We start from the raw sequence: 21,812 nt of genomic DNA, 5'->3' as shown, positions 1-21,812 counted from the left end.
CGGCGGCGGCGACCACGGCCCGCTGCTCCAGCGCCGCCCGGGTGACCACCGACGACCAGGCCATGTCGACCGGTCGAACCGTCTCGTCGCCGGCCAACCACGCCGCCCAGCGGCCGGCCTGCGCGGCGAGTGCCGCGTCGGTACGCGCCGACAGCAGCACCGGCACCGGCCCACCGGTCGACTCCCCGACGCCCGCCGGCTCGACGACGTCAGTGGCCTGTTCCAGGATGACGTGCGCGTTGGTGCCGGAGATCCCGAACGACGACACCGCCGCCCGACGCGGCCGGTCCACCGCCGGCCACGGCGTCGGCGTCGTCGCCAGGCTCACCGCCCCGGCCGTCCAGTCGACGTGCGGCGACGGCTCGTCCACGTGCAACGTCGGCGGCACGATCCCGTGCCGCATGGCGAGGACCATCTTGATGATCCCGGCGACCCCGGCCGCCGCCTGCGTGTGACCCAGGTTCGACTTCACCGAACCGAGCAGCAGCGGCGTCTCCCGGTCCTGCCCGTACGTGGCCAGCAGCGCCTGCGCCTCGATCGGATCACCCAACGTGGTGCCGGTGCCGTGCGCCTCCACCGCGTCCACGTCGGCGGTCGTCAGTCGCGCGTTCGCCAGGGCCTGCCGGATCACCCGCTGCTGCGACGGACCGTTCGGCGCGGTCAACCCGTTCGACGCACCGTCCTGGTTCACCGCCGTGCCCCGCACCACCGCGAGAATCCGCCGACCCTCACGGCGCGCGTCGGAGAGCCGCTGCACCAACAGCACGCCGGAACCTTCGCCCCAGCCGGTGCCGTCGGCAGCGGCGGCGAACGACTTGCAGCGACCGTCCGGGGACAGACCCCGCTGCCGGGAGAACTCGATGAACGTGCCCGGCGTCGCCATCACCGTCACGCCACCGGCCAGGGCCAGGTCGCACTCCCCGGACCGCAGCGCCTGCACCGCCAGGTGCAACGCCACCAGCGACGACGAACACGCGGTGTCCACGGTCACCGCCGGGCCCTCCAGCCCGAACGAGTAGGCGACCCGACCGGACAACACGCTGCCCGACGTGCCGACGCCCACGTAGCCCTCGACCTCGGCCGGCAGTTCCACCAGCCGGGTGGCGTAGTCGTGGTACATGACCCCGGCGAACACCCCGGTCCGCGAGCCGCGCAGCCCGGCCGGGTCCACCCCGGCCGACTCGAACGCCTCCCACGACGTCTCCAGCAGCAGCCGCTGCTGCGGGTCCATGGCCAGCGCCTCACGCGGCGAGATGCCGAAGAAGCCGGGGTCGAAGTCGGCGGCGTCGTAGAGGAAGCCGCCCTGCGTGGCGTACGACGTGCCGCTGCGGTCCGGGTCGCTGTCGAACAGCGACCCGAGGTCCCAGCCGCGGTCGGCCGGGAACTCGGAGATGCCGTCCCCACCGGCGGCGAGCAGTTCCCAGAGCTGCTCCGGGTTCTCCACCCCACCGGGGTAGCGGCACGCCATGCCGACGATCGCCACCGGCTCGTCCAGGCCGGTCGGAGCGGCGGCCCGCGCGGTTGCCGGTGCCGGCCGGCTTCCGGCCAGCTCGGACCACACCTGTCCGGCGAGCGCGGCCGGCGTCGGGTAGTCGAACACCAACGTGGACGGCAGCCGCAGCCCGGTGGCCGCGTTGACCCGGTTGCGCAGGTCCACCGCGGTCAGCGAGTCGAAGCCCAGTTCCTGGAACGCCCGGTCGGCCGGCACCGCGCCGGCCCCGGCGTGGCCGAGCACCTGCGCGACCAGGCCCCGGACCAGCAGGTCGACCTCGGCGCGGGCCTCGTCGTCGGTGAGACGCGCGAGCCGGTCGGCCCAGCCTCCGGCCCCGGCGAGGCGCCGGCCGGCGGGGCGGCCGACGAGCGTGGCCAGCATCGCGGGTACGGGTGCGCCGGCGGTCGCCGCGCGCAGCGCCGGCACGTCGATCACGGTGGGTACGAGTTGCGGTCGACCGGTGGCGAGCGCGGCGTCGAACAGGTCCAGACCGGTCTCCACGCTCATCGGCGTCAACCCGGCCCGCGCCGATCGCTGCCGTTCCCCCTCCGACAACGACGCCGCCATTCCGGCGGTGTCCCACATTCCCCACGCCAACGACACCGCCGGCAGACCCTCGTGCCGACGCCACGCCGCCAACCCGTCCAGGAACGCGTTGCCCGCCGCGTAGGCGGCCTGACCGGGTGAGCCGAGCACCCCGGCGACGGACGAGAACAACACGAACAGGTCCAGGTCGAGATGCCGGGTGGCCTCGTGCAACCACCACGCCGCCGTCGCCTTCGGCGCGAGCACGTTCGCCAACCGCTCCGCGCTGATCGACGACACCACGCCGTCGTCCAACACACCGGCCGTGTGCACCACCCCGGCGAGCCGACCCTCCACCCCCGCCACCAGACCCGCGACCTGATCCCGATCGGTCACGTCACACGCCACCACCGACACCGACGCACCCAGCCCGGACAACCGCTCCACCAGCGCGTCCGCGCCCGGCGCGGCCGGACCCTGCCGCGACACCAACACCAGCGACCGCACCCCGTGCCCGGTGACGAGCCGCTCCGCCACCAACGCGCCCAACGCGCCGGTGCCACCGGTCACCAGCACCGTCCCGGCGCCGATCGCACGCCCGACGTGGTCCGGCACCGATGCTTCGTCGGTGGCGGCCAGGCCGTCGACCGCCGGCGTATGCCTGGGGGGCGCGGCGCGGACCAGGCGCGGCGTCAGCACCGCGTCGTCGCGTACCGCCACCTGCCCACCCGTCGCCGACAGGTCACCCAGCACACCGGCCAGCACCGGCAACACCCCACCGTCAACGCCCCGATCCAGATCGGCCAACACGATCCGCTCCGGATGCTCCGACTGCGCCGACCGCACCAACCCCCACACCGCCGCACCCGCCAGATCCGTCACCCGATCGTCGCCGGCCGCCACCACCGCGCCCCGGGTCACCACCACCAACCGCGACTCGGCCAAAGATTCGGCCGCCAACCACGCCTGCACCACCGCCAACACATCCGACGCAGTCACCCGCACCGAATCAGGCACCTCCGCGTCGAACGACCCGACCACCGGCAACACCAGCGTGCGCGGCACCCCCTCCCCCGCGTCGACCACCGCCGACACATCCGGGAACGACGGCAGCCCGTCGACGGACGCGCCGAGCACCGCCCAGCCGGTCGCCTGACCGGCCGGCGTCTCCGCAGGCTGCCAGCGCACCTCGTACAGGGACCGGGCCGCCGCACCGGACGTGGGCAGGCCGGTCATCTCGCGCAGGACCAGGGAATCCACCGACACGACAGGTGCGCCGCTCTCGTCGGCGGCGACCAGCCGGACCGCGTCTCCGGTGCGGGACAGACGGACCCGCAGCAGGGTGGCGCCGGTGGCGTGCACCTGGACGCCCTCGAACGCGAACGGCACCCGGGGGCCGCCGGCCCCGCCCTCCGGCAGCAGCCCGATCGGGTGCAGGGCGGCGTCCAGCAGCGCCGGGTGGAGCCCGAACCGGGCCGCGTCGGCGGTCATGTCGTCCGGCAGGGCGATCTCGGCGTACGCCTCGCCGTCACCGGTCCAGGCGCGACGCAGGCCCCGGAACGCCGGCCCGTACGCCAGGCCGTGCGCGGCGAGCGCGTCGTACCAGCCGGTCAGGTCGACCTCGGTCGCGTCGACCGGCGGCCAGGCCCCGACGGCCGGTTCGTCGGCGGTGGGCGGTTCGAGGATGCCGTCGGCGTGCCGGGTCCAGCCCGCCTCGGGGTCGTCGTCGGGGCGGGAGTGGACGGTGACGGCGCGACGGGTGCCGGCGCCGTCGACGCGTACCTGGATGCGCAGGCGGCCGGTGTCCGGCAGGACCAGCGGCGTGGCGACGGTGAGTTCGCGGAGCCGCGACACGCCGGCCTCGTCGCCGGCCCGGACGGCGAGTTCGACGAGCGCCGCGCCGGGCAGCAGCGTGGTGCCGGCCACCGCGTGGTCGGCCAGCCAGGGGTGGGTGGCGAGGGAGAGCTGGCCGGTGAGGACCACCTCGCCGTCGCCGGCCAGGTCGACGGTGGCGCCGAGCAGCGGGTGCCCGGCGTCGCTCAGCCCGGCCCCGGACACGTCGCCCCGGCGGCGGCCGGTCGTCGGCCAGTAGCGCCGGTGCGCGAACGCGTAGGTGGGCAGGTCGACGCGGGTGGCGCCGGTGCCGGCGAACCACGGCGTCCAGTCGACGCGCACGCCGTGCACGTGCAGCTCGGCCAGCCCGGCCAGCAGCGCGCCCGCCTCGTCCCGGTCCCGGCGCTGCACCGTGGTCGCGACCACCGTCTCGTCGTCGGCCAGGATCTCGGCGGTCATCGCGGTGAGCACGCTCTGCGGGCCGATCTCCAGGAACGTGTCCGTTCCGGCGGCGCGCAGCGCGGTCACGCCGTCGGCGAATCGCACCGCCTCCCGCACGTGCCGCATCCAGTAGTCGGGCGTGCGCAGGTCGTCGCCCGCCGCCAACGCGCCGGTCACGTTGGACACGACCGGCAGCAGCGGCGCGGCGAACGTCAACCCGTCGAGGACGGTACGGAACTCGGCGAGCATCGGCTCCATCAGCGGGCTGTGGAACGCGTGCGACACCGTCAGCCGGCGCGTCCGCACCCCCCGGTCCCGCCAGGCCCGGTCGACCTCGTCGAGCGCGTCCAGGTCACCGGAGACCACCGTCGACGAGAGGCCGTTGACGGCCGCGATCCCCAGCGCGGGGTGCGCCTCGATCGATGCGGCCACCTCGGCCTCCGGCGCGGCGACCGCCAGCATCCCACCACCGGCCGGCAACGCCTGCATCAACCGACCCCGCGCCGCGACCAGCGCACACGCGTCCGGCAGCGACAACACACCCGCCACGTACGCGGCGGTCACCTCACCGATCGAGTGCCCACCCACGAAGTCCGGGATCACCCCGAACGACTCCACCAGACGGAACAACGCCACCTCGACCGCGAACAACCCGGCCTGCGTGAACTGCGTCTGATCCACCAGGTCGCCGTCGCCGAACAGCACCGGCTTCAGCGGCTGCGGCAGCAACGGGTCCAGGTGCGCGCACACCTCGTCCAACGCGGCGGCGAACACACCGAACGCCCCGGACAACTCCCGGCCCATGCCGGCACGCTGCGCACCCTGCCCGGAGAACAGCACCGCCAGCCGATCCCGCCGCTCCCGAGCACCGACGACCACCGCACCGGACGACTCACCGGCCGCCAACGCCCGCAACCCCGCCAACAGGCCGTCCCGGTCGGCGACGGCGACCACGGCCCGCTGCTCCAGCGCCGCCCGGGTGACCACCGACGACCAGGCCATGTCCACCGGTCGAACCGTCTCGTCGCCGGCCAACCACGCCGCCCAGCGGCCGGCCTGCGCGGCGAGCGCTGCGTCGGTACGCGCCGACAGCAGCACCGGCACCGGCCCACCGGTCGACTCCCCGACACCCGCCGGCTCGACGACGTCGGCGGGCTGTTCCAGGATGACGTGCGCGTTGGTGCCGGAGATCCCGAACGACGACACCGCCGCCCGACGCGGCCGGTCCACCGCCGGCCACGGCGTCGGCGTCGTCGCCAGGCTCACCGCCCCGGCCGTCCAGTCGACGTGCGGCGACGGCTCGTCCACGTGCAACGTCGGCGGCACGATCCCGTGCCGCATGGCGAGGACCATCTTGATGATCCCGGCGACCCCGGCCGCCGCCTGCGTGTGACCCAGGTTCGACTTCACCGAACCGAGCAGCAGCGGCGTCTCCCGGTCCTGCCCGTACGTGGCCAGCAACGCCTGCGCCTCGATCGGATCACCCAACGTGGTGCCGGTGCCGTGCGCCTCCACCGCGTCCACGTCGGCGGTGCTCAGTCGCGCGTTCGCCAGGGCCTGGCGGATCACCCGCTGCTGCGACGGACCATTCGGCGCGGTCAACCCGTTCGACGCGCCGTCCTGGTTCACCGCCGTGCCCCGCACCACCGCGAGAATCCGCCGACCCTCACGGCGCGCGTCGGAGAGCCGCTGCACCAGCAGCACGCCGACGCCCTCGGACCAACCGGTGCCGTCCGCCGACGCGGCGAACGACTTGCAGCGGCCGTCGGCGGCGAGACCGCGCTGCCGGGAGAACTCGATGAACGTGCCCGGCGTCGCCATCACCGTCACGCCACCGGCGAGCGCCAGGTCGCACTCACCGGAGCGCAGCGCCTGCCCGGCCAGGTGCAGCGCGACGAGCGACGACGAGCACGCGGTGTCCACGGTGACGGCCGGGCCCTCCAGTCCGAACGTGTACGCGACCCGGCCGGACAGCACGCTGCCGGAGGTGCCGGTGCCGACGTAGCCCTCGGCGTCCGGCGGCAGGTCGGCCAGCCGGGAGGCGTAGTCGTGGTACATGACCCCGGCGAACACGCCGGTCCGCGAGCCGCGCAGCGCCACCGGGTCCACCCCGGCGGACTCGAAGCTCTCCCAGGACGCCTCCAGCAGCAGCCGCTGCTGCGGGTCCATGGCGACCGCCTCGCGGGGCGAGATGCCGAAGAAGTCGGGGTCGAAGTCGGCGGCGCCGGCGAGGAAGCCGCCGTGCCGGGCGTACGAGGTGCCGGCGTGGTCCGGGTCCGGGTCGTAGAGCGTGTCGAGGTCCCAGCCCCGGTCGGCGGGGAACTCGACGATGCCGTCCCGTCCCGAGGACAGGAGCTGCCAGAGCTGCTCCGGGTTGTCGACGCCGCCGGGATAGCGGCAGGCCATGCCGACGATGGCGATCGGCTCGTCGGTGTCGACCGCCCGCACCGCCGCGTGGCGGGCGCTGATCCGGCCGGAGACCTGCTCGTAGAGGTGCTCGGCGAGCGCCGCCGGGCTGGGGTGGTCGAAGACCAGCGTGGACGGCAGTCGCAGCCCGGTGGCCGCGTTGACCCGGTTGCGCAGGTCCACCGCGGTCAGCGAGTCGAAGCCCAGTTCCCGGAACGCCCGGTCGGCCGGCACCGCGCCGGCCCCGGCGTGGCCGAGCACCTGCGCGACCAGGCCCCGGACCAGCAGGTCCACCTCGGCGCGGGCGTCCTGCGGGTCGAGGCCGGCGAGCCGGTCGGCCCAGTCGCCGCCCGCGCCGGCCTGCCGTCGGGTCGCGGTCGGACCGACCAGGGTACGCAGCACCGCCGGCACCGGGCCGTTGCCGAGCGCGGACCGCAGCGCCGGTACGTCGACGACGGCCGGCACGAGCATCGGACGGCCCTCGGCGAGCGCGGCGTCGAACAGGTCCAGACCGGTCTCCACGCTCATCGGCGTCAACCCGGCCCGCGCCGACCGCTGCCGTTCCCCCTCCGACAACGACGCCGCCATCCCGGCGGTGTCCCACATGCCCCACGCGAGGCTGATCCCGGGCAGTCCGTCCTGCCGGCGTCGTGCCGCCAGCGCGTCCAGGAACGCGTTGCCCGCCGCATAGGCCGCCTGCCCCGGCGAGCCGAGCACCCCGGCGACGGACGAGAACAACACGAACAGGTCCAACTCCCGGTCGCGGGTCGCCTCGTGCAACCACCACGCCGCCGTCGCCTTGGGCGCCAACACGGCCGCCAGCCGCTCCGCGCTGATCGACGACACCACACCGTCGTCCAACACCCCGGCGGTGTGCACCACCCCGGCCAACCGGCCCGGCACCCCCGCGACCAACCGGAACACCTGATCCCGATCGGTCACGTCACACGCCACCACCGACACCGACGCACCCAGCCCGGACAACCGCTCCACCAGCGCGTCCGCGCCCGGCGCGGCCGGACCCTGCCGCGACACCAACACCAGCGACCGCACCCCGTGCCCGGTGACGAGGCGCTCCGCCACCAACGCGCCCAACGCGCCGGTGCCACCGGTCACCAGCACCGTGCCGTCCCGCACGACCCGCTCGCCGCCGTCCGACGCCAAGTCGGCCGGGGCCGGGACTCCCGGCGCGGAGGCGGCACGGACCAGGCGGGGCACGAACACCCGGCCGTCTCGTACCGCGAGTTGACCGCCGGTCGGGTCGGTGACCACGTGCGCGAGGACGGCGAGCGTCCGGTCGTCCGGCTCGGTGTCGAGGTCGGCCAGCACGATCCGGCCGGGGTGTTCGGACTGCGCGGAGCGCAGCAGACCCCACACGGCGGCACCGGCCAGATCGGTCACCGGGTCGTCGTCGCCGACGGAGACCGCGCCCCGGGTGAGGACCACGAGCGGGGTGCCGGCGAGCGCGTCGGCGGCCAGCCAGGACCGCACGGTGCCGAGCACGTCGGTGGTGACCGCGCGCACCGCGTCCGGAGTCGGCAGGCCGGTGGTGGGCAGCGGCAGCACCAGGGCCGAGGGCGGCGCGTCCGCCCCGACCGCCGCGGCGACGCCCGGGTACGCCGGCAATCCGATGGCGGACCCGGCCGGGTCGGCGCCGGTGCTGAGCACGGCCCAGCCGGACGGCGCGCCGACCGGCGCGACGTCCTCGGGCTGCCAGTGGAGCGCGTACAGGGACCGGGCCGCGACGTTCGGCACGACCGTGCCGGTCAGCTCCCGCAGCGCCAGCGTGTCGATCGACACCACGGGCCCACCGGCGGTGTCCACGGCGACCAGGCGGACGGCGGCGCCGGTGCGGGTGAGCCGCACCCGCAGGGCACGGGCCCCGGTGGCGTGCACCTGGAGGCCCTCGACGGTGAACGGCACGCGCGGGCCGTCGCCGGCGAGCAGCAGCCCGGCCGGGTGCAGCGCGGCGTCCAGCAGCGCCGGGTGGACGCCGAACCGGGACGCCTCGCCGGCCGCATCGTCGCCGAGCGCGACCTCGGCGTACGCCTCGCCGTCGCCGGTCCAGAGCCGGCGCAGGCCCTGGAACACCGGCCCGTAGGTGAGGCCGTGTCCGGCCAGCGCCGGGTACCAGCCGGTCAGGTCCACCTCGGTGAGCCCGGCGGGTGGCCAGGTGTCGACGGTGGGTTCGACGGCGGACGCGGGTTCCAGCACGCCGTCGGCGTGCGCGGTCCACTCGACGTCTCCGTCGGGCTGGGAGTGGATGGCGACCGGTCGGCCGCCGGTGGCGTCGGGGGCGCCGACGCTCACCTGCACCCGTACGCCGCCGGTCTCCGGCAGCACCAGCGGCGCGGTGAGCGTGAGGTCGCGTACCCGGGGGGTGCCGGCCTCGTCGCCGGCCCGGACGGCCAGTTCGGTGAGCGCGGTGCCGGGCACCAGGACGGCGCCGGCCACCACGTGGTCGGCGAGCCACGGGTGGGTGGCCGGCGACAGCCGGCCGGTCAGCACCACCAGGTCCGCGCCGGCCACGGTGACGGCGGCGCCGAGCAGCGGGTGGGCGGCGTCGCCGAGCCCGGCGCCGCTGACGTCGCCGCCGCGGGGGCGGCCGGTGGGCAGCCAGTAACGCTGGTGCCGGAACGCGTACGTGGGCAGGTCGACCCGGGTCGCGCCGGTGCCGGCGAACCACTGCGGGAAGGAGACCGGGACGCCGTGCACGTGCAGGTCGGCAAGCGCGGCCAGCAAAGCGGCGGTCTCGTCGCGGTCCCGTCGCTGGCCGGCGACCGCGAGCGCGTCTGGCAGGATGTCGCCGGTCAGCGCCGTGAGCACGCTCTGCGGGCCGATCTCCAGGAATGTGTCCGCGCCGGCGTCGCGCAGCGCGGTGATCCCGTCGGCGTAGCGGACCGCCTCGCGGACGTGCCGCACCCAGTAGTCGGCGCGGGTCAGGTCGGCCGGGTCGGCGAGCGCGCCGGTCAGGTTGGACACCACCGGCAGCAGCGGCGCGGAGAAGCTCAACCGGTCGAGCACGGCCCGGAACTCGGCGAGCATCGGTTCCATCAGCGGACTGTGGAACGCGTGCGACACCGTCAGCCGGCGGGTGCGGACGCCCCGCTCCCGCCAGCCGCGCTCGATCTCGTCCAGCGCGTCGAGCGGCCCGGACACCACCACCGACGACGGCCCGTTGACGGCGGCGACGCCCAGCTCGGGCCTGCCGTCGACGGACGCCAGGACGTCCCGTTCCGGCGCGGCGACGGCCAGCATCCCACCGCCGGCCGGCAGCGCCTGCATGAGCCGGCCCCGGGCGGCGACGAGCGCGCACGCGTCCGGCAGCGACAACACGCCGGCCACGTACGCGGCGGTGACCTCGCCGATCGAGTGCCCGCCGACGAAGTCCGGGGTGACGCCGAACGACTCGACGAGCCGGAACAACGCCACCTCGACCGCGAACAGCCCGGCCTGCGTGAACTGCGTCTGGTCCAGCAGCTCCCCGGCGTCGAACAGCACCGGCTTCAGCGGCTGCGGCAGCAGCGGATCGAGCTGCGCGCACACCTCGTCCAGCGCGGCGGCGAACACCCCGAACGCGTCGGACAGCTCCCGGCCCATGCCGGCGCGCTGCGCGCCCTGCCCGGAGAAGAGGATCGCGAGCCGACCCCGGGTGCTCGCCGTACCGGTGTGCACGGTGCCGGCCGGCGTGCCGGCGGCGAGCGCGTGCAGTCCGGCGAGCAGCTCGTCGTGGTCGGTGGCGACGACGACGGCGCGGTGGTCCAGGGCGGCCCGGCCGGTGACCGACGACCAGCCGACGTCGACCGGCCGGACGGCGGTGTCGGCGGCCAACCGGCGGGCCCAGCGGTCGGCCTGCGCGGCGAGCGCCTCCGGGTCGCGGGCGGAGAGCAGCACCGGCGCGGGTCGGCGGGGCGGCTCGGCGGGGACGGGGGCCGGCTCGGCGGGCGGCGCCTCGATGATGACGTGCGCGTTGGTGCCGCTCACCCCGAACGAGGAGACGGCGGCGCGGCGGGGCCGGTGCGACCGCGGCCAGGGCCGGGCCTCGGTGAGCAGGGAGACGTTGCCGGCGTCCCAGTCGATGTGCGGGGAGGGCGCGTCCACGTGCAGCGTGCGGGGCAGCACGCCGTGCCGCATCGCCATAATCATCTTGATGATGCCGGCCGCGCCGGCCGCGGCCTGGGTGTGGCCCAGGTTCGACTTGACCGAGCCCAGCCAGAGCGGGTCCCGGCCGTCGCGGTCCTGCCCGTACGTGGCGAGCAGCGCCTGCGCCTCGATCGGGTCACCGAGCGTGGTGCCGGTGCCGTGCGCCTCGACCGCGTCCACGTCGGCGGTGGTCAGCCGCGCGTTCGCCAGGGCCTGCCGGATGACGCGTTGCTGCGATGGGCCGTTCGGCGCGGTCAGGCCGTTGGACGCGCCGTCCTGGTTGACCGCGGTGCCGGCCACCACGGCGAGGATGCGCCGCCCGTCGCGGCGGGCGTCGGCCAGACGCTGCACCAGCAACACGCCGACGCCCTCGGACCAGCCGGTGCCGTCCGCCGACGCGGCGAACGACTTGCAGCGGCCGTCGGCGGCGAGACCGCGCTGCCGGGAGAACTCGATGAACGTGCCCGGGTTGGCCATCACGGTCACGCCGCCGGCCAGCGCCAGGTCGCACTCGCCGGACCGCAGCGCCTGCACCGCGAGGTGCAGCGCGACCAGCGACGACGAACAGGCGGTGTCCACGGTGACCGCCGGGCCCTCCAGACCGAACGTGTACGCCACCCGCCCGGAGACCACGCTGCCGGAGTTGCCGGTGCCGAGGTAGCCCTCCACGCCCTCCGGCAGCTCCCCCAACCCGGCGGCGTAGTCGTGGTACATCAGGCCGGCGAACACGCCGGTACGCGAGCCGCGCAGCCGGGCCGGGTCGACCCCGGCGGACTCGAACGTCTCCCAGGACGCCTCCAGCAGCAGCCGCTGCTGCGGGTCCATGGCGAGCGCCTCCCGCGGGCTGATGCCGAAGAAGCCCGGGTCGAAGTCGGCGGCGCCGGCGAGGAAGCCGCCCTCCCGGGCGTACGAGGTGCCCGGGTGGTCGGGGTCGTCGTGGAACAGCGTGTCCAGGTCCCAGCCCCGGTCGGTGGGGAACGCGCCGATGCCGTCGCCGTCGGCGGCCAGCAGCTCCCACAGCGCCTCGGGGCTGTCGATGCCGCCCGGATAGCGGCAGGCCATGCCGACGATCGCGATCGGCTCGTCCACGCCGGTGACCGCCGCCGCGTCGGCGCGGGTCACGGCGGTGGCGCCGGTGAGTTGCTCGTGCACGTGCGCGGCGAGCGCGGCCGGGGTCGGGTAGTCGAAGACCAGCGTGGACGCCAGCCGCAGCCCGGTGGCGGCGTTGACCCGGTTGCGCAGGTCCACCGCCGTCAGCGAGTCGAAGCCCAGTTCCTGGAACGCCCGGTCGGCCGGCACCGCGTCCGCGCCACCGTGGCCGAGCACCTGCGCGACCAGGCCCCGGACCAGCAGGCCCACCTCGGCGCGGGCCTCGTCGTCGGTGAGTCGGGCGAGCCGGTCGGCCCAGCCGTCGGCCGCCGCGCCGGCCTGTCGCCGGGCGGGCGCGCCGGCCAGGGCACGCAACATCGGGGGTACGCCAGCGGCGGCGCGCAGCGCCGGCAGGTCCAGCACGGCCGGCACGAGCGCGGCGGTGTCGGACGCGACGGCGGTGTCGAAGAGCGCGACGCCGACCGCCTCGGTGATCACGCCGAGCCCGGCGCGGGCCACCCGGGAACGGTCGGCGCTGTCGAGGCCGGCGGCCATCCCGTCGGTGTCCCACATGCCCCAGGCCAGCGCGTGCGCGGGTCGGCCCTGGGCGCGGCGGTGGACCGCGAGCGCGTCGAGGTAGGCGTTCGCGGCGGCGTACGCGCCCTGGCCGGGGGAACCGAGCACACCGGCGATCGACGAGTAGGTGACGAACAGGTCGAGGTCGAGGCCGGCGGTGGCCTCGTGCAGGTGCCAGGCGGCGTCCACCTTGGGGGCGAGCACCCGGGCCAGCCGGTCGGCGTCGGTGCCGGTGATCACGGCGTCGTCGAGCACGCCGGCGGTGTGCACCACCCCGGCGAGCCGGCCGGCGGCGGTGAGGTCGGCGACCAGCCGGTCGACCGCGTCGCGGTCGGTGAGGTCGCAGGCCAGCACGCGGACGTGGGCGCCGAGCGCGGTCAGCTCGTCGACCAGGTCGGCCGCGCCGTCGGCGTCGGGTCCGCGCCGGCTGACCAGGGCCAGCGAGTCGACGCCCCGCTCGGCGACCAGGTGGCGGGCGAGCAGCGCGCCGAGCGCGCCGGTGCCGCCGGTGACCAGGACGGTGCCGTCGTAGGTGGCCGGGGTGGTCGCGGGTGGGGCGTCGGCGCGTACCAGTCGGGGGGTGTGGGTGGTGTCGCCGCGGACCGCGAGCTGCGCCGCGGCCGGGTCACCGGCGGCGGTCGCGAGCAGCGCCAGCACGTCGGCGTCGAGGTCGCGGTCCAGGTCGGCCAGGACGATCCGGCCGGGGTGCTCGGACTGGGCGGAGCGGACCAGGCCCCAGACGGCGGCGCCGGCCAGGTCGGCGGCGCGGTCGTCGGGCGTGGCCGGCACCGCGTCGCGGGTGGTCACGACGAGCCGCGCGTCGGCGGTCGCGTCGGCGGTCAGCCAGGCGCGCAGCGTGGCGAGCACGCCGGTGGTGGCGGCGTGGACCGCGGCCGGCGTCGGCCCGGCCGGTGGCACCGGCAGCACCACCAGCGGGGGTACGCCGCCGGCGGCGACCAGCGCGGCCACGTCCGGGTGTGCGGCGGCGTCGGGCAGGGCGGGCAGCGGCGCGCCGAGCACCGCCGTGGCGGGCGGGGTGGCCGGGGTGAGCGCCTCGGCCACCCAGGCGACCCGGAACAGCGACCGGGCGGCGCGGGTGGCGGCCGGCGGCGTGACGCCGGTCAGCTCGCGCAGCACCAGCGCGTCGACGGTGACGACGGGCCGGTCGGTGGGGTCGACGGCGAGCAGCCGTACCGCCGTGCCGGTCCGGGTGAGCCGGACCCGCAGCGTCTGGGCGCCGACGGCGTGCACCTGGACGCCGGTGAACGCGAACGGCGCCTTCGGGCCGGTGGTGCCGTCGCCGGGCAGCAGCGCGGTGGGATGCAGCGCGGCGTCGAGCAGCGCGGGGTGCACGCCGAACCCGCCGACCTGGTCGGGGCCGGCGGACGGCAGCGTCACCTCGGCGTAGACGGTGTCGTCGCCTGTCGTCCAGGCCCGTCGCAGGCCCTGGAACGCCGGCCCGTAGGTCATGCCGTGGCCGGCGAGCGCGTCGTACCAGCCGGTGAGGTCGGTCTCGACCGCGTGCGGCGGGGGCCACGCGCCGAGGCCGGCCCCCTCGGTGGGAGCGGCGGCGCTGAGCAGGCCCTCGGCGTGCCGAACCCAGTCGCCGTCGGGGTCGTCGTCGGGCTGCGAGTGCACCGCGACGGTGCGCCAGCCGGCGTGGTCGCGGGGGCCGACCCGCACCTGCACCCGCACCCCGCCCCGGGCGGGGAGCACCAGCGGCGCGGCGACGGTCAGCTCGCGGACCCGGCAGGGGCCGAACTCCTCGCCGGCGCGCAGCACGAGTTCGACGAGCGCGGTGCCGGGGACGAGGACCGCGCCGGCGACCTCGTGGTCGGCGAGCCACGGTTGGGTCGACAGGGACAGCCGGCCGGTGAGCACGGCGGCGTCCTCGCCGGCCAGCCGGACGGCGGCGGTGAGCAGCGGGTGGCCGGCGGCGCCGAGGCCGGCCCCGGTGACGTCGGCGGCGGGCCCGGCCGGGCGCAACCAGTAGCGGTCGCCGCCGAACGCGTAGGTGGGCAGGTCGGCGGCGGTGGCCGGGGCGCCGGCGAACAGCGGGGTCCAGTCGACGGGCACGCCGCCGGTGAAGAGTTCCGCCAGCGCGGTGAGCAGCGCGCGGGGCTCGGGCCGGTCGGCGCGCTGGGTGGCGACGGCCAGCCCGGTCGGGTCGTCGGCGGTGTCGCGGACCAGCACGGTGAGGACGCCGCGCGGGCCGATCTCCAGGAACGTGTCCACCCCGGCGGCGCGCAGCGCGGTCACGCCGTCGGCGAACCGCACCGCCTCCCGCACGTGCCGCACCCAGTAGTCGGCGGTGGTGATCTCGGTCGGGTCGGCCAGCGCGCCGGTCAGGTTCGACACGACCGGCAGCAGCGGCGCGGCGAAGCTCAACCCGTCGAGGACCGTGCGGAACTCGGCGAGCATCGGCTCCATCAGCGGGCTGTGGAACGCGTGCGACACCGTCAACCGGCGGACCCGCACCCCCTGCTCCCGCCAGGCGTGTGCCAGCTCGTCCAGCGCGCCGAGGTCACCGGAGACCACGGTTGCCGACGGCCCGTTCACCGCGGCGATCCCCAGCGCGGGGTGCGCCTCGATCGACGCGGCCACCTCGGCCTCCGGCGCGGCGACCGCCAACATCCCGCCGCCGGCCGGCAACGCCTGCATCAACCGACCCCGCGCCGCGACCAACGCGCACGCGTCCGGCAGCGACAACACGCCCGCCACGTACGCCGCGGTGACCTCACCGATCGAGTGCCCACCCACGAAGTCCGGGGTGACCCCGAACGACTCGACGAGCCGGAACAGCGCCACCTCGACCGCGAACAGACCGGCCTGCGTGAACTGCGTCTGGTCCACCAGGTCGCCGTCGCCGAACAGCACCGGCTTCAACGGCTGCGGCAGCAACGGATCGAGCTGCGCGCACACCTCGTCCAACGCGGCGGCGAACACACCGAACGCCTCGGACAACTCCCGGCCCATGCCGGCACGCTGCGCGCCCTGCCCGGAGAACAGCACCGCGACCGGGCCCCGGTCGGTGGCGCGGCCGGTGACCAGGTTGTCGGCCGCCGCGCCGGCGGCGAGCGCCCGCAGCCCGGCGGTCAACTCGTCGTGGTCGGCGGCGAGCAGCACCGCCCGGTGCTCCAGCGCGGTCCGCGCGGTCAGCGACGTGCGGCCCACGGCGGCCAGGTCGGGGCGGTCCGGCGCGGCGAACGCGTCGGCCCAGCGGGCCGCCTGCCGGGCCAGCCCGCCGTCGCCGCGCGCCGACACCAGCACCGGCACCAGCGGCGGCGGCGCGGGCCGGTCGGCCACCTCGGGCTCGACGGCCGGCGGCTGCTCGATGATGACGTGGGCGTTGGTGCCGCTGACGCCGAACGAGGAGACCGCGGCCCGGCGGGGCCGGTCCACCGCCGGCCACGGCCGGGCCTCGGTGAGCAGCTCCACCGCGCCGGCCGACCAGTCGACGTGCGGGGTCGGCGCGTCCACGTGCAGCGTGCGGGGCAGCACGCCGTGGCGCAACGCCTGCACCATCTTGATCACCCCGGCGACGCCGGCCGCGGCCTGGCTGTGCCCGATGTTCGACTTGATGGAGCCCAGCCACAGCGGCTCGCCGGCCCGCTCCTGCCCGTACGTGGCCAGCAGCGCCTGCGCCTCGATCGGGTCGCCGAGCGTGGTGGCGGTGCCGTGCGCCTCGACCGCGTCCACGTCGGCGGTGGTCAGCCCGGCGGCGGCGAGCGCGGCCCGGATGACCCGCTGCTGGGACGGCCCGTTCGGGGCGGTGAGGCCGTTGGACGCGCCGTCCTGGTTGACGGCGGAGCCCCGGACCACGGCGAGCACCCGGTGGCCGTTGCGGCGCGCGTCGGAGAGCCGCTCCACCACCAGCACACCCACGCCCTCGGACCAGCCGGTGCCGTCGGCGGCGGCGGCGAACGACCGGCAGCGGCCGTCGGCGGCCAGCCCGCCCTGACGGGTGAACTCGACGAACGCGCCGGGGGTCACCAGCACGTTCACGCCGCCGGCCAGGGCCAGGTCGCACTCGCCCTGGCGCAGCGACTGCACGGCCAGGTGCAGCGCGACGAGCGACGACGAGCAGGCGGTGTCCACGGTGACGGCCGGGCCCTCCAGCCCGAACGTGTAGGCGACCCGGCCGGAGATGACGCTGTGCGCGCCCCCGGTGAGCCGGTAGCCGTCCAGGTCGCGGGTCTCGTCGCCGGCGCCGTAGCCGGACGGGGACGCGCCGACGAACACGCCGGTGGCGGTGCCGTGCAGCGTGTCCGGGTTGAGCGCGGCCTGCTCGAACGCCGCCCAGGTGGCCTCCAGCAGCAGCCGCTGCTGCGGGTCCATGGCGAGCGCCTCGCGCGGGCTGATGCCGAAGAAGTCCGGGTCGAACTCGGTGGCCCGGTCGATGAACCCGCCGTGGCGGGTGAACGAGCGGCCCGGGGCGTCCGGGTCGTCGGCGTAGAGCCGGTCGAGGTCCCAGTCCCGGTCGGTGCGGAACTCGGTGATGCCGTCGCGGCCCTCGGCGACCAGCTCCCACAGCCCGTCCGGGTCGGCGACACCGCCCGGGTAGCGGCAGCTCATGCCGACGATCGCGATCGGCTCGTCGGCGGTCGCCGGGCCGGCGGGGGCGTCGGCGGGGGCGTCGCCGGCGTCGGGCAGCCGCAGCAGCGTGGCGAGCTGACCGGCCAGCACGGCCGGGCTGGGGTAGTCGAAGATGACGGTGGTGGGCAGCGACAGGCCGGTGGCGGCGGTGAGCTGGTTACGCAGCTCCACCGCGGTCAGCGAGTCGAAGCCGAGGTCGCGGAACGCGCGCCGGGGGCGTACCGCGTCGCTGCCGGCGTGGCCGAGGACCGCGGCGGCGTGGTCGCGGACCAGGTCGGTGAGGCGGCGTTCCCGGTCGGCGCGGGGCAGGTCGAGCAGTTCCCGGCGCAGTCCGCCGGCCCGGTCGTCGACGTCGGCGGTGGCGGGCCGCTCGGTCAGCGCGTCCCGGGCCTCCGGGATGTCGGCGAGCAGCGGCCGGGGCCGGGCGGAGGCGTACGCGGGCGCGAACTGGGCCCAGTCGACGTCGGCGACGACCAGCGTGGTCTCGCCGTGCTCGACGGCCCGGCGCAGGGCCAGCAGCGCGGCGGCCGGCTGCATCGGGTTGAGGCCGCGCCGGCTGAGCAGCCGCTGCGCCTCCTCGGTGGTGGCCATGCCGCCCTCGGCCCAGGCGCCCCAGGAGATCGAGGTCGCGGTCAGTCCCCGGGCGCGACGCTGCTCGGCGAGCGCGTCCAGGTAGGCGTTCGCCGCCGCGTACGCGCCCTGGCCGCCGCTGCCCCACACGCCGGAGATGGACGCGAACAGCACGAACGCGTCGAGCGGCCGGTCACCGAGCAGCTCGTCGAGGTACGCGGCGCCGGCGACCTTGCCGGCCATCACGTGATCGAACACGTCCAGGTCGGTGTCGACGAGCGCGGTGAGCCGGGTGATGCCGGCGGCGTGCAGCACGGCGGTCAGCGGCGCGACGTCGTCCAGGCCGGCGACCAGCGCGGCGACCTGCTCCCGGTCGGCCAGGTCGCAGGCGACCACGCTGACCCGTACCCCGTCGGCGGTCAGCTCGTCGACCAGCTCGCGGGCCCCGGCGGCGTCGAGCCCCCGGCGGCTGGTGAGCACCAGGTGCTCGGCGCCGTTGGCGGCCAGCCAGCGGGCGGCCTGGGCGCCGATCGCGCCGGTGCCGCCGGTGATCAGCACGGTGCCGCGCGGCTGCCAGCCGGCGAGCTGCCCGGCGGTGCGGGCGGTGGTGCGGGCCAGCCGGCGGACGAACGTGCCGTACGGGCGGACCGCGTACTGGTCCTCGTCACCGCCGCCGGTGAGGATGCGGGCCACCTCGGCCCAGGTCGCCGCGTCGGGCGCGGCGGGCAGGTCGAGCACGCCGCCCCACTGCCGGGGGTGTTCCAGGCCGATCACCCGGGCCAGGCCCCCGAGCGCGGCCTGGGCGGCGCTGGTGACCGGCTCGGCCGGGCCGGTGCCCACGCCGCCCTGGGTGACGCACCACAGCGGGGCGGTGCGGCCGGCGTCCTGGGCGGCCTGCACCAGCCGGGTGGTGGCGACCAGGCCGGTGGAGACGCCCGGGTGGCCCGGGTGGTCGGCGTCGGCGAGCGCGAGCAGCGACACGATCACGGTCGGTTCGTCGGTGAGCGACGCGGCCAGCTCCGCGCGGGTGGCGTGGACCGGGTCGACGGGCAGCGTGCGCAGCGTCGACCCGTCGGGCAGCGCGGCGGCGAGCGCGGCCGACCAGGCGTCCGCCCGGTCGTCGCCGGCCGGCGACACCACCAGCAGGTCGGCGACGGCCGGGGTGGCGACGGCGGTGGCCGGCTGCCACACCACCCGGTACGACCAGCCGTCCAGCACGGCCCGCTGGAGCCGGGCGCGACGCCAGGACGACAGCAGCGGCAGCGCCGGGGCGAGCACCTCCGGGTCGGCGTCGCCGGCGGTGAGCGCGGCGACGTCGGCGCGTTCCACCGCCGACCAGAACTCCACGTCGACGACGTCCGGGCCGACCGGGCCGGCGGCGGTCCCCGCCATCCGCTCCGGCCAGTAGCGCCGCCGCTGGAACGCGTACGTGGGCAGGCCGGTGAGCACCGGCGCGGGAGCGAGGACCTGGGCCAGGTCCACCGGCAGGCCGTGCGCGTGGGCGTGGGCGATGCTGGTCAGCAGCCGCAGCCGGGCGTCGTCGCCGCGCCGCAGCGTGGACAGCGCGCGGCCGGTGGTGCCGGTGTCGTCCAGGATGGCCGCGACCGACATGGTGAGCACCGGGTGCGGGGACACCTCGACGAAGTCGGTGTGCCCGGCGTCGATCGCGGTCCGCACGGCGGTATCGAACAGCACCGGCAGGCGCAGGTTGTCGGCCCAGTGGTCGGCGTCGAAGCGGGTGCCGTCGAGCCGGTCGCCGGTGACCGTGGAGATGATCGGCACGTCGCCGGGGCGTGGCGTCAGGCCGGCCAGTTCGGTGCGGAGCCGGTCGGCGACCGGCGCCACGGCCGGCGAGTGCGAGGCGTAGTCGACGGCCACCGGCCGGGCGCGTACGCCGTCGGCGACAAGCGTGGCGATCAGGTCGGCGACGGCCTGCGGCGGCCCGGCGACGGCCGTGGTGGCGGGGCCGTTGACCACCGAGACGGTGACGCCCTCGGGCAGGCGGGCGGCCAGCTCGGCGGCGGGCAGGTCGACGGCGGCCATGGCGCCGGTGCCGGCGACGTCGGCCAGCGCCCGCAGGCGCAGCGCCAGCACCCGGGCCGCGTCGGCGAGGGTGAGCGCGCCGGCCACGTGGGCGGCGACGATCTCGCCCTGGGAGTGGCCGATCACGGCGCGCGGGCTCATCCCGGCGTGCCGCCAGAGCCGGGCCAGCGCCACGCCGACCGCGAACAGCGCCGGCTGGGCGATCTCGGAGCGGGTCAGCCACGAGTCGTCACCGCCGGTGAGCACGGCGACCACGTCGACGTCGAGCCAGCGGTCCAGTTCGGCCTGGCACTCGGCGAGCGCCTCGTCGAAGACCGGCGCGGCGCCGATCAGCTCGGCGGCCATGGCGACGTGCTGCGCGCCCTGGCCGGGGAACACCCAGACCGGTCCCTCCCCCGGCTCGCCGGCCTGACCGGTGACGACGGTGGCGGCGGGGGTGCCGGCGGCGACCGCGTCCAGGCCGGCGAGGAGCTGCTCGGGGTCGGCGGCCACCACGGCGGCCCGGTGCTCGAACACCGACCGGGTGGTGACCAGCGACCAGGCCAGCCGCGCCGGGTCGAGGTCGGCGTGGTCGCGGACGTGGCGGGCCAGTCGGGCGGCCTGCTCGCGCAGCGCGTCGGCGGACCGGGCGGAGAGCGGCCACACGGTGGCGGCACCGGCGACCAGGGGCGGCCGGTCGGTGTCGGGCGCCGGGGTGGGCGTCGGGTCGGCCTGTTCCAGGATGACGTGGGCGTTGGTGCCGCTGATGCCGAACGAGGAGATCGCGGCGCGGCGCGGCCGGTCCACCGCCGGCCAGCTCCGGGCCTCGGTGAGCAGCTCCACCGCGCCGGCGGACCAGTCGATGTGCGGCGACGGCGTGTCGACGTGCAGCGTGGCGGGCAGCCGGCCGTGCCGGATGGCCTGCACCATCTTGATCACGCCGGCGACGCCGGCGGCGGACTGGCTGTGGCCCAGGTTCGACTTGATCGAGCCCAGCCAGAGCGGGTCCCGGCCGTCGCGGTCCTGCCCGTACGTGGCGAGCAGCGCCTGCGCCTCGATCGGGTCGCCGAGCGTGGTGCCGGTGCCGTGCGCCTCGACCGCGTCCACGTCGCCGGTGTCCAGCCGGGCGTTGCTGAGCGCCTGCCGGATGACCCGCTGCTGGGAGGGGCCGTTGGGGGCGGTGAGCCCGTTGGACGCGCCGTCCTGGTTGACGGCGCTGCCGCGCAGCACCGCCAGGACCGGGTGGCCGTTGCGGCGGGCGTCGGCGAGCCGTTCGACGAGCAGCAGGCCGACACCCTCGGCCCAGCCGGTGCCGTCGGCGGCGGCGGCGAACGACTTGCACCGTCCGTCGGAGGCGAGACCGCGCTGGCGGGAGAAGCCGACGAACGCGCTGGGGCTGGCCATCACCGTCACGCCGCCGGCGAGCGCCAGGTCGAACTCGCCGGCCCGTAGCGCCTGCGCGGCCAGGTGCAGCGCGACGAGCGACGACGAGCAGGCGGTGTCCACGGTGACGGCGGGCCCTTCCAGGCCCAGCGCGTACGCGATCCGCCCGGAGACGACGCTGGTGACGGTGCCGGTGAGCAGGTAGCCCTCGTCGGCGTCGGTCGCGCCGCCGTCGGCGGCGACGCCGTAGCCGTTGGCGGCGGTGCCGACGAACACGCCGACCTTCTGCCCGCGTACCGACGAGGGGGCGATGCCGGCGGTCTCGAACGCCTCCCACGAGGTTTCCAGCAGCAGCCGCTGCTGGGGGTCCATGGCGAGCGCCTCACGCGGGCTGATGCCGAAGAACTCGGCGTCGAAGCCGGCCGCGTCGTAGAGGAAGCCGCCCTGCTGGGTGGTGGAGCGGCCGACCCGGTCGGCGGACGGGTCGTAGAGGTTGGCCAGGTCCCAGCCCCGGTCGGTGGGGAAGCCGGCGATCGCGTCGCCGCCGGCATCCACCAGCTCCCACAACTGCTCCGGGGTGGACACCCCGCCCGGGTAGCGGCAGGACATCGCGACGATCGCGATCGGCTCCCGGGCGGCGGCGGTGAGCTGCTGGTTGAGCTGCTTGAGCCGGCCGGTCTCCTTGAGGGAGGCCCGAAGCGCCTCGACGACCTTGTCTGCGGACGTGGACATCATC

At 76.4% G+C, this 21,812-nt stretch carries 1 protein-coding gene (running past one end of the window); it reads right to left on the bottom strand.

What is annotated here, in order from left to right:
* On the bottom strand, positions 1–21,808 hold the 5' portion of the coding sequence (locus ACIA6B_RS01410; protein WP_396769806.1) for a type I polyketide synthase. Its footprint begins 7,862 nt before the window's first position; the window shows 21,808 of its 29,670 coding nt (coding positions 1–21,808); the start codon lies at positions 21,806–21,808; its stop codon lies beyond the left edge, outside the window.
* Between the last annotated feature and the right edge of the window lie 4 nt (positions 21,809–21,812).

Source organism: Micromonospora sp. NPDC051141, from assembly GCF_044455765.1.
Lineage (GTDB): Bacteria > Actinomycetota > Actinomycetes > Mycobacteriales > Micromonosporaceae > Micromonospora.
The sequence above is the reverse complement of the archived record's forward strand: the minus strand, read 5'-3'. Positions and strand labels throughout refer to the sequence as shown.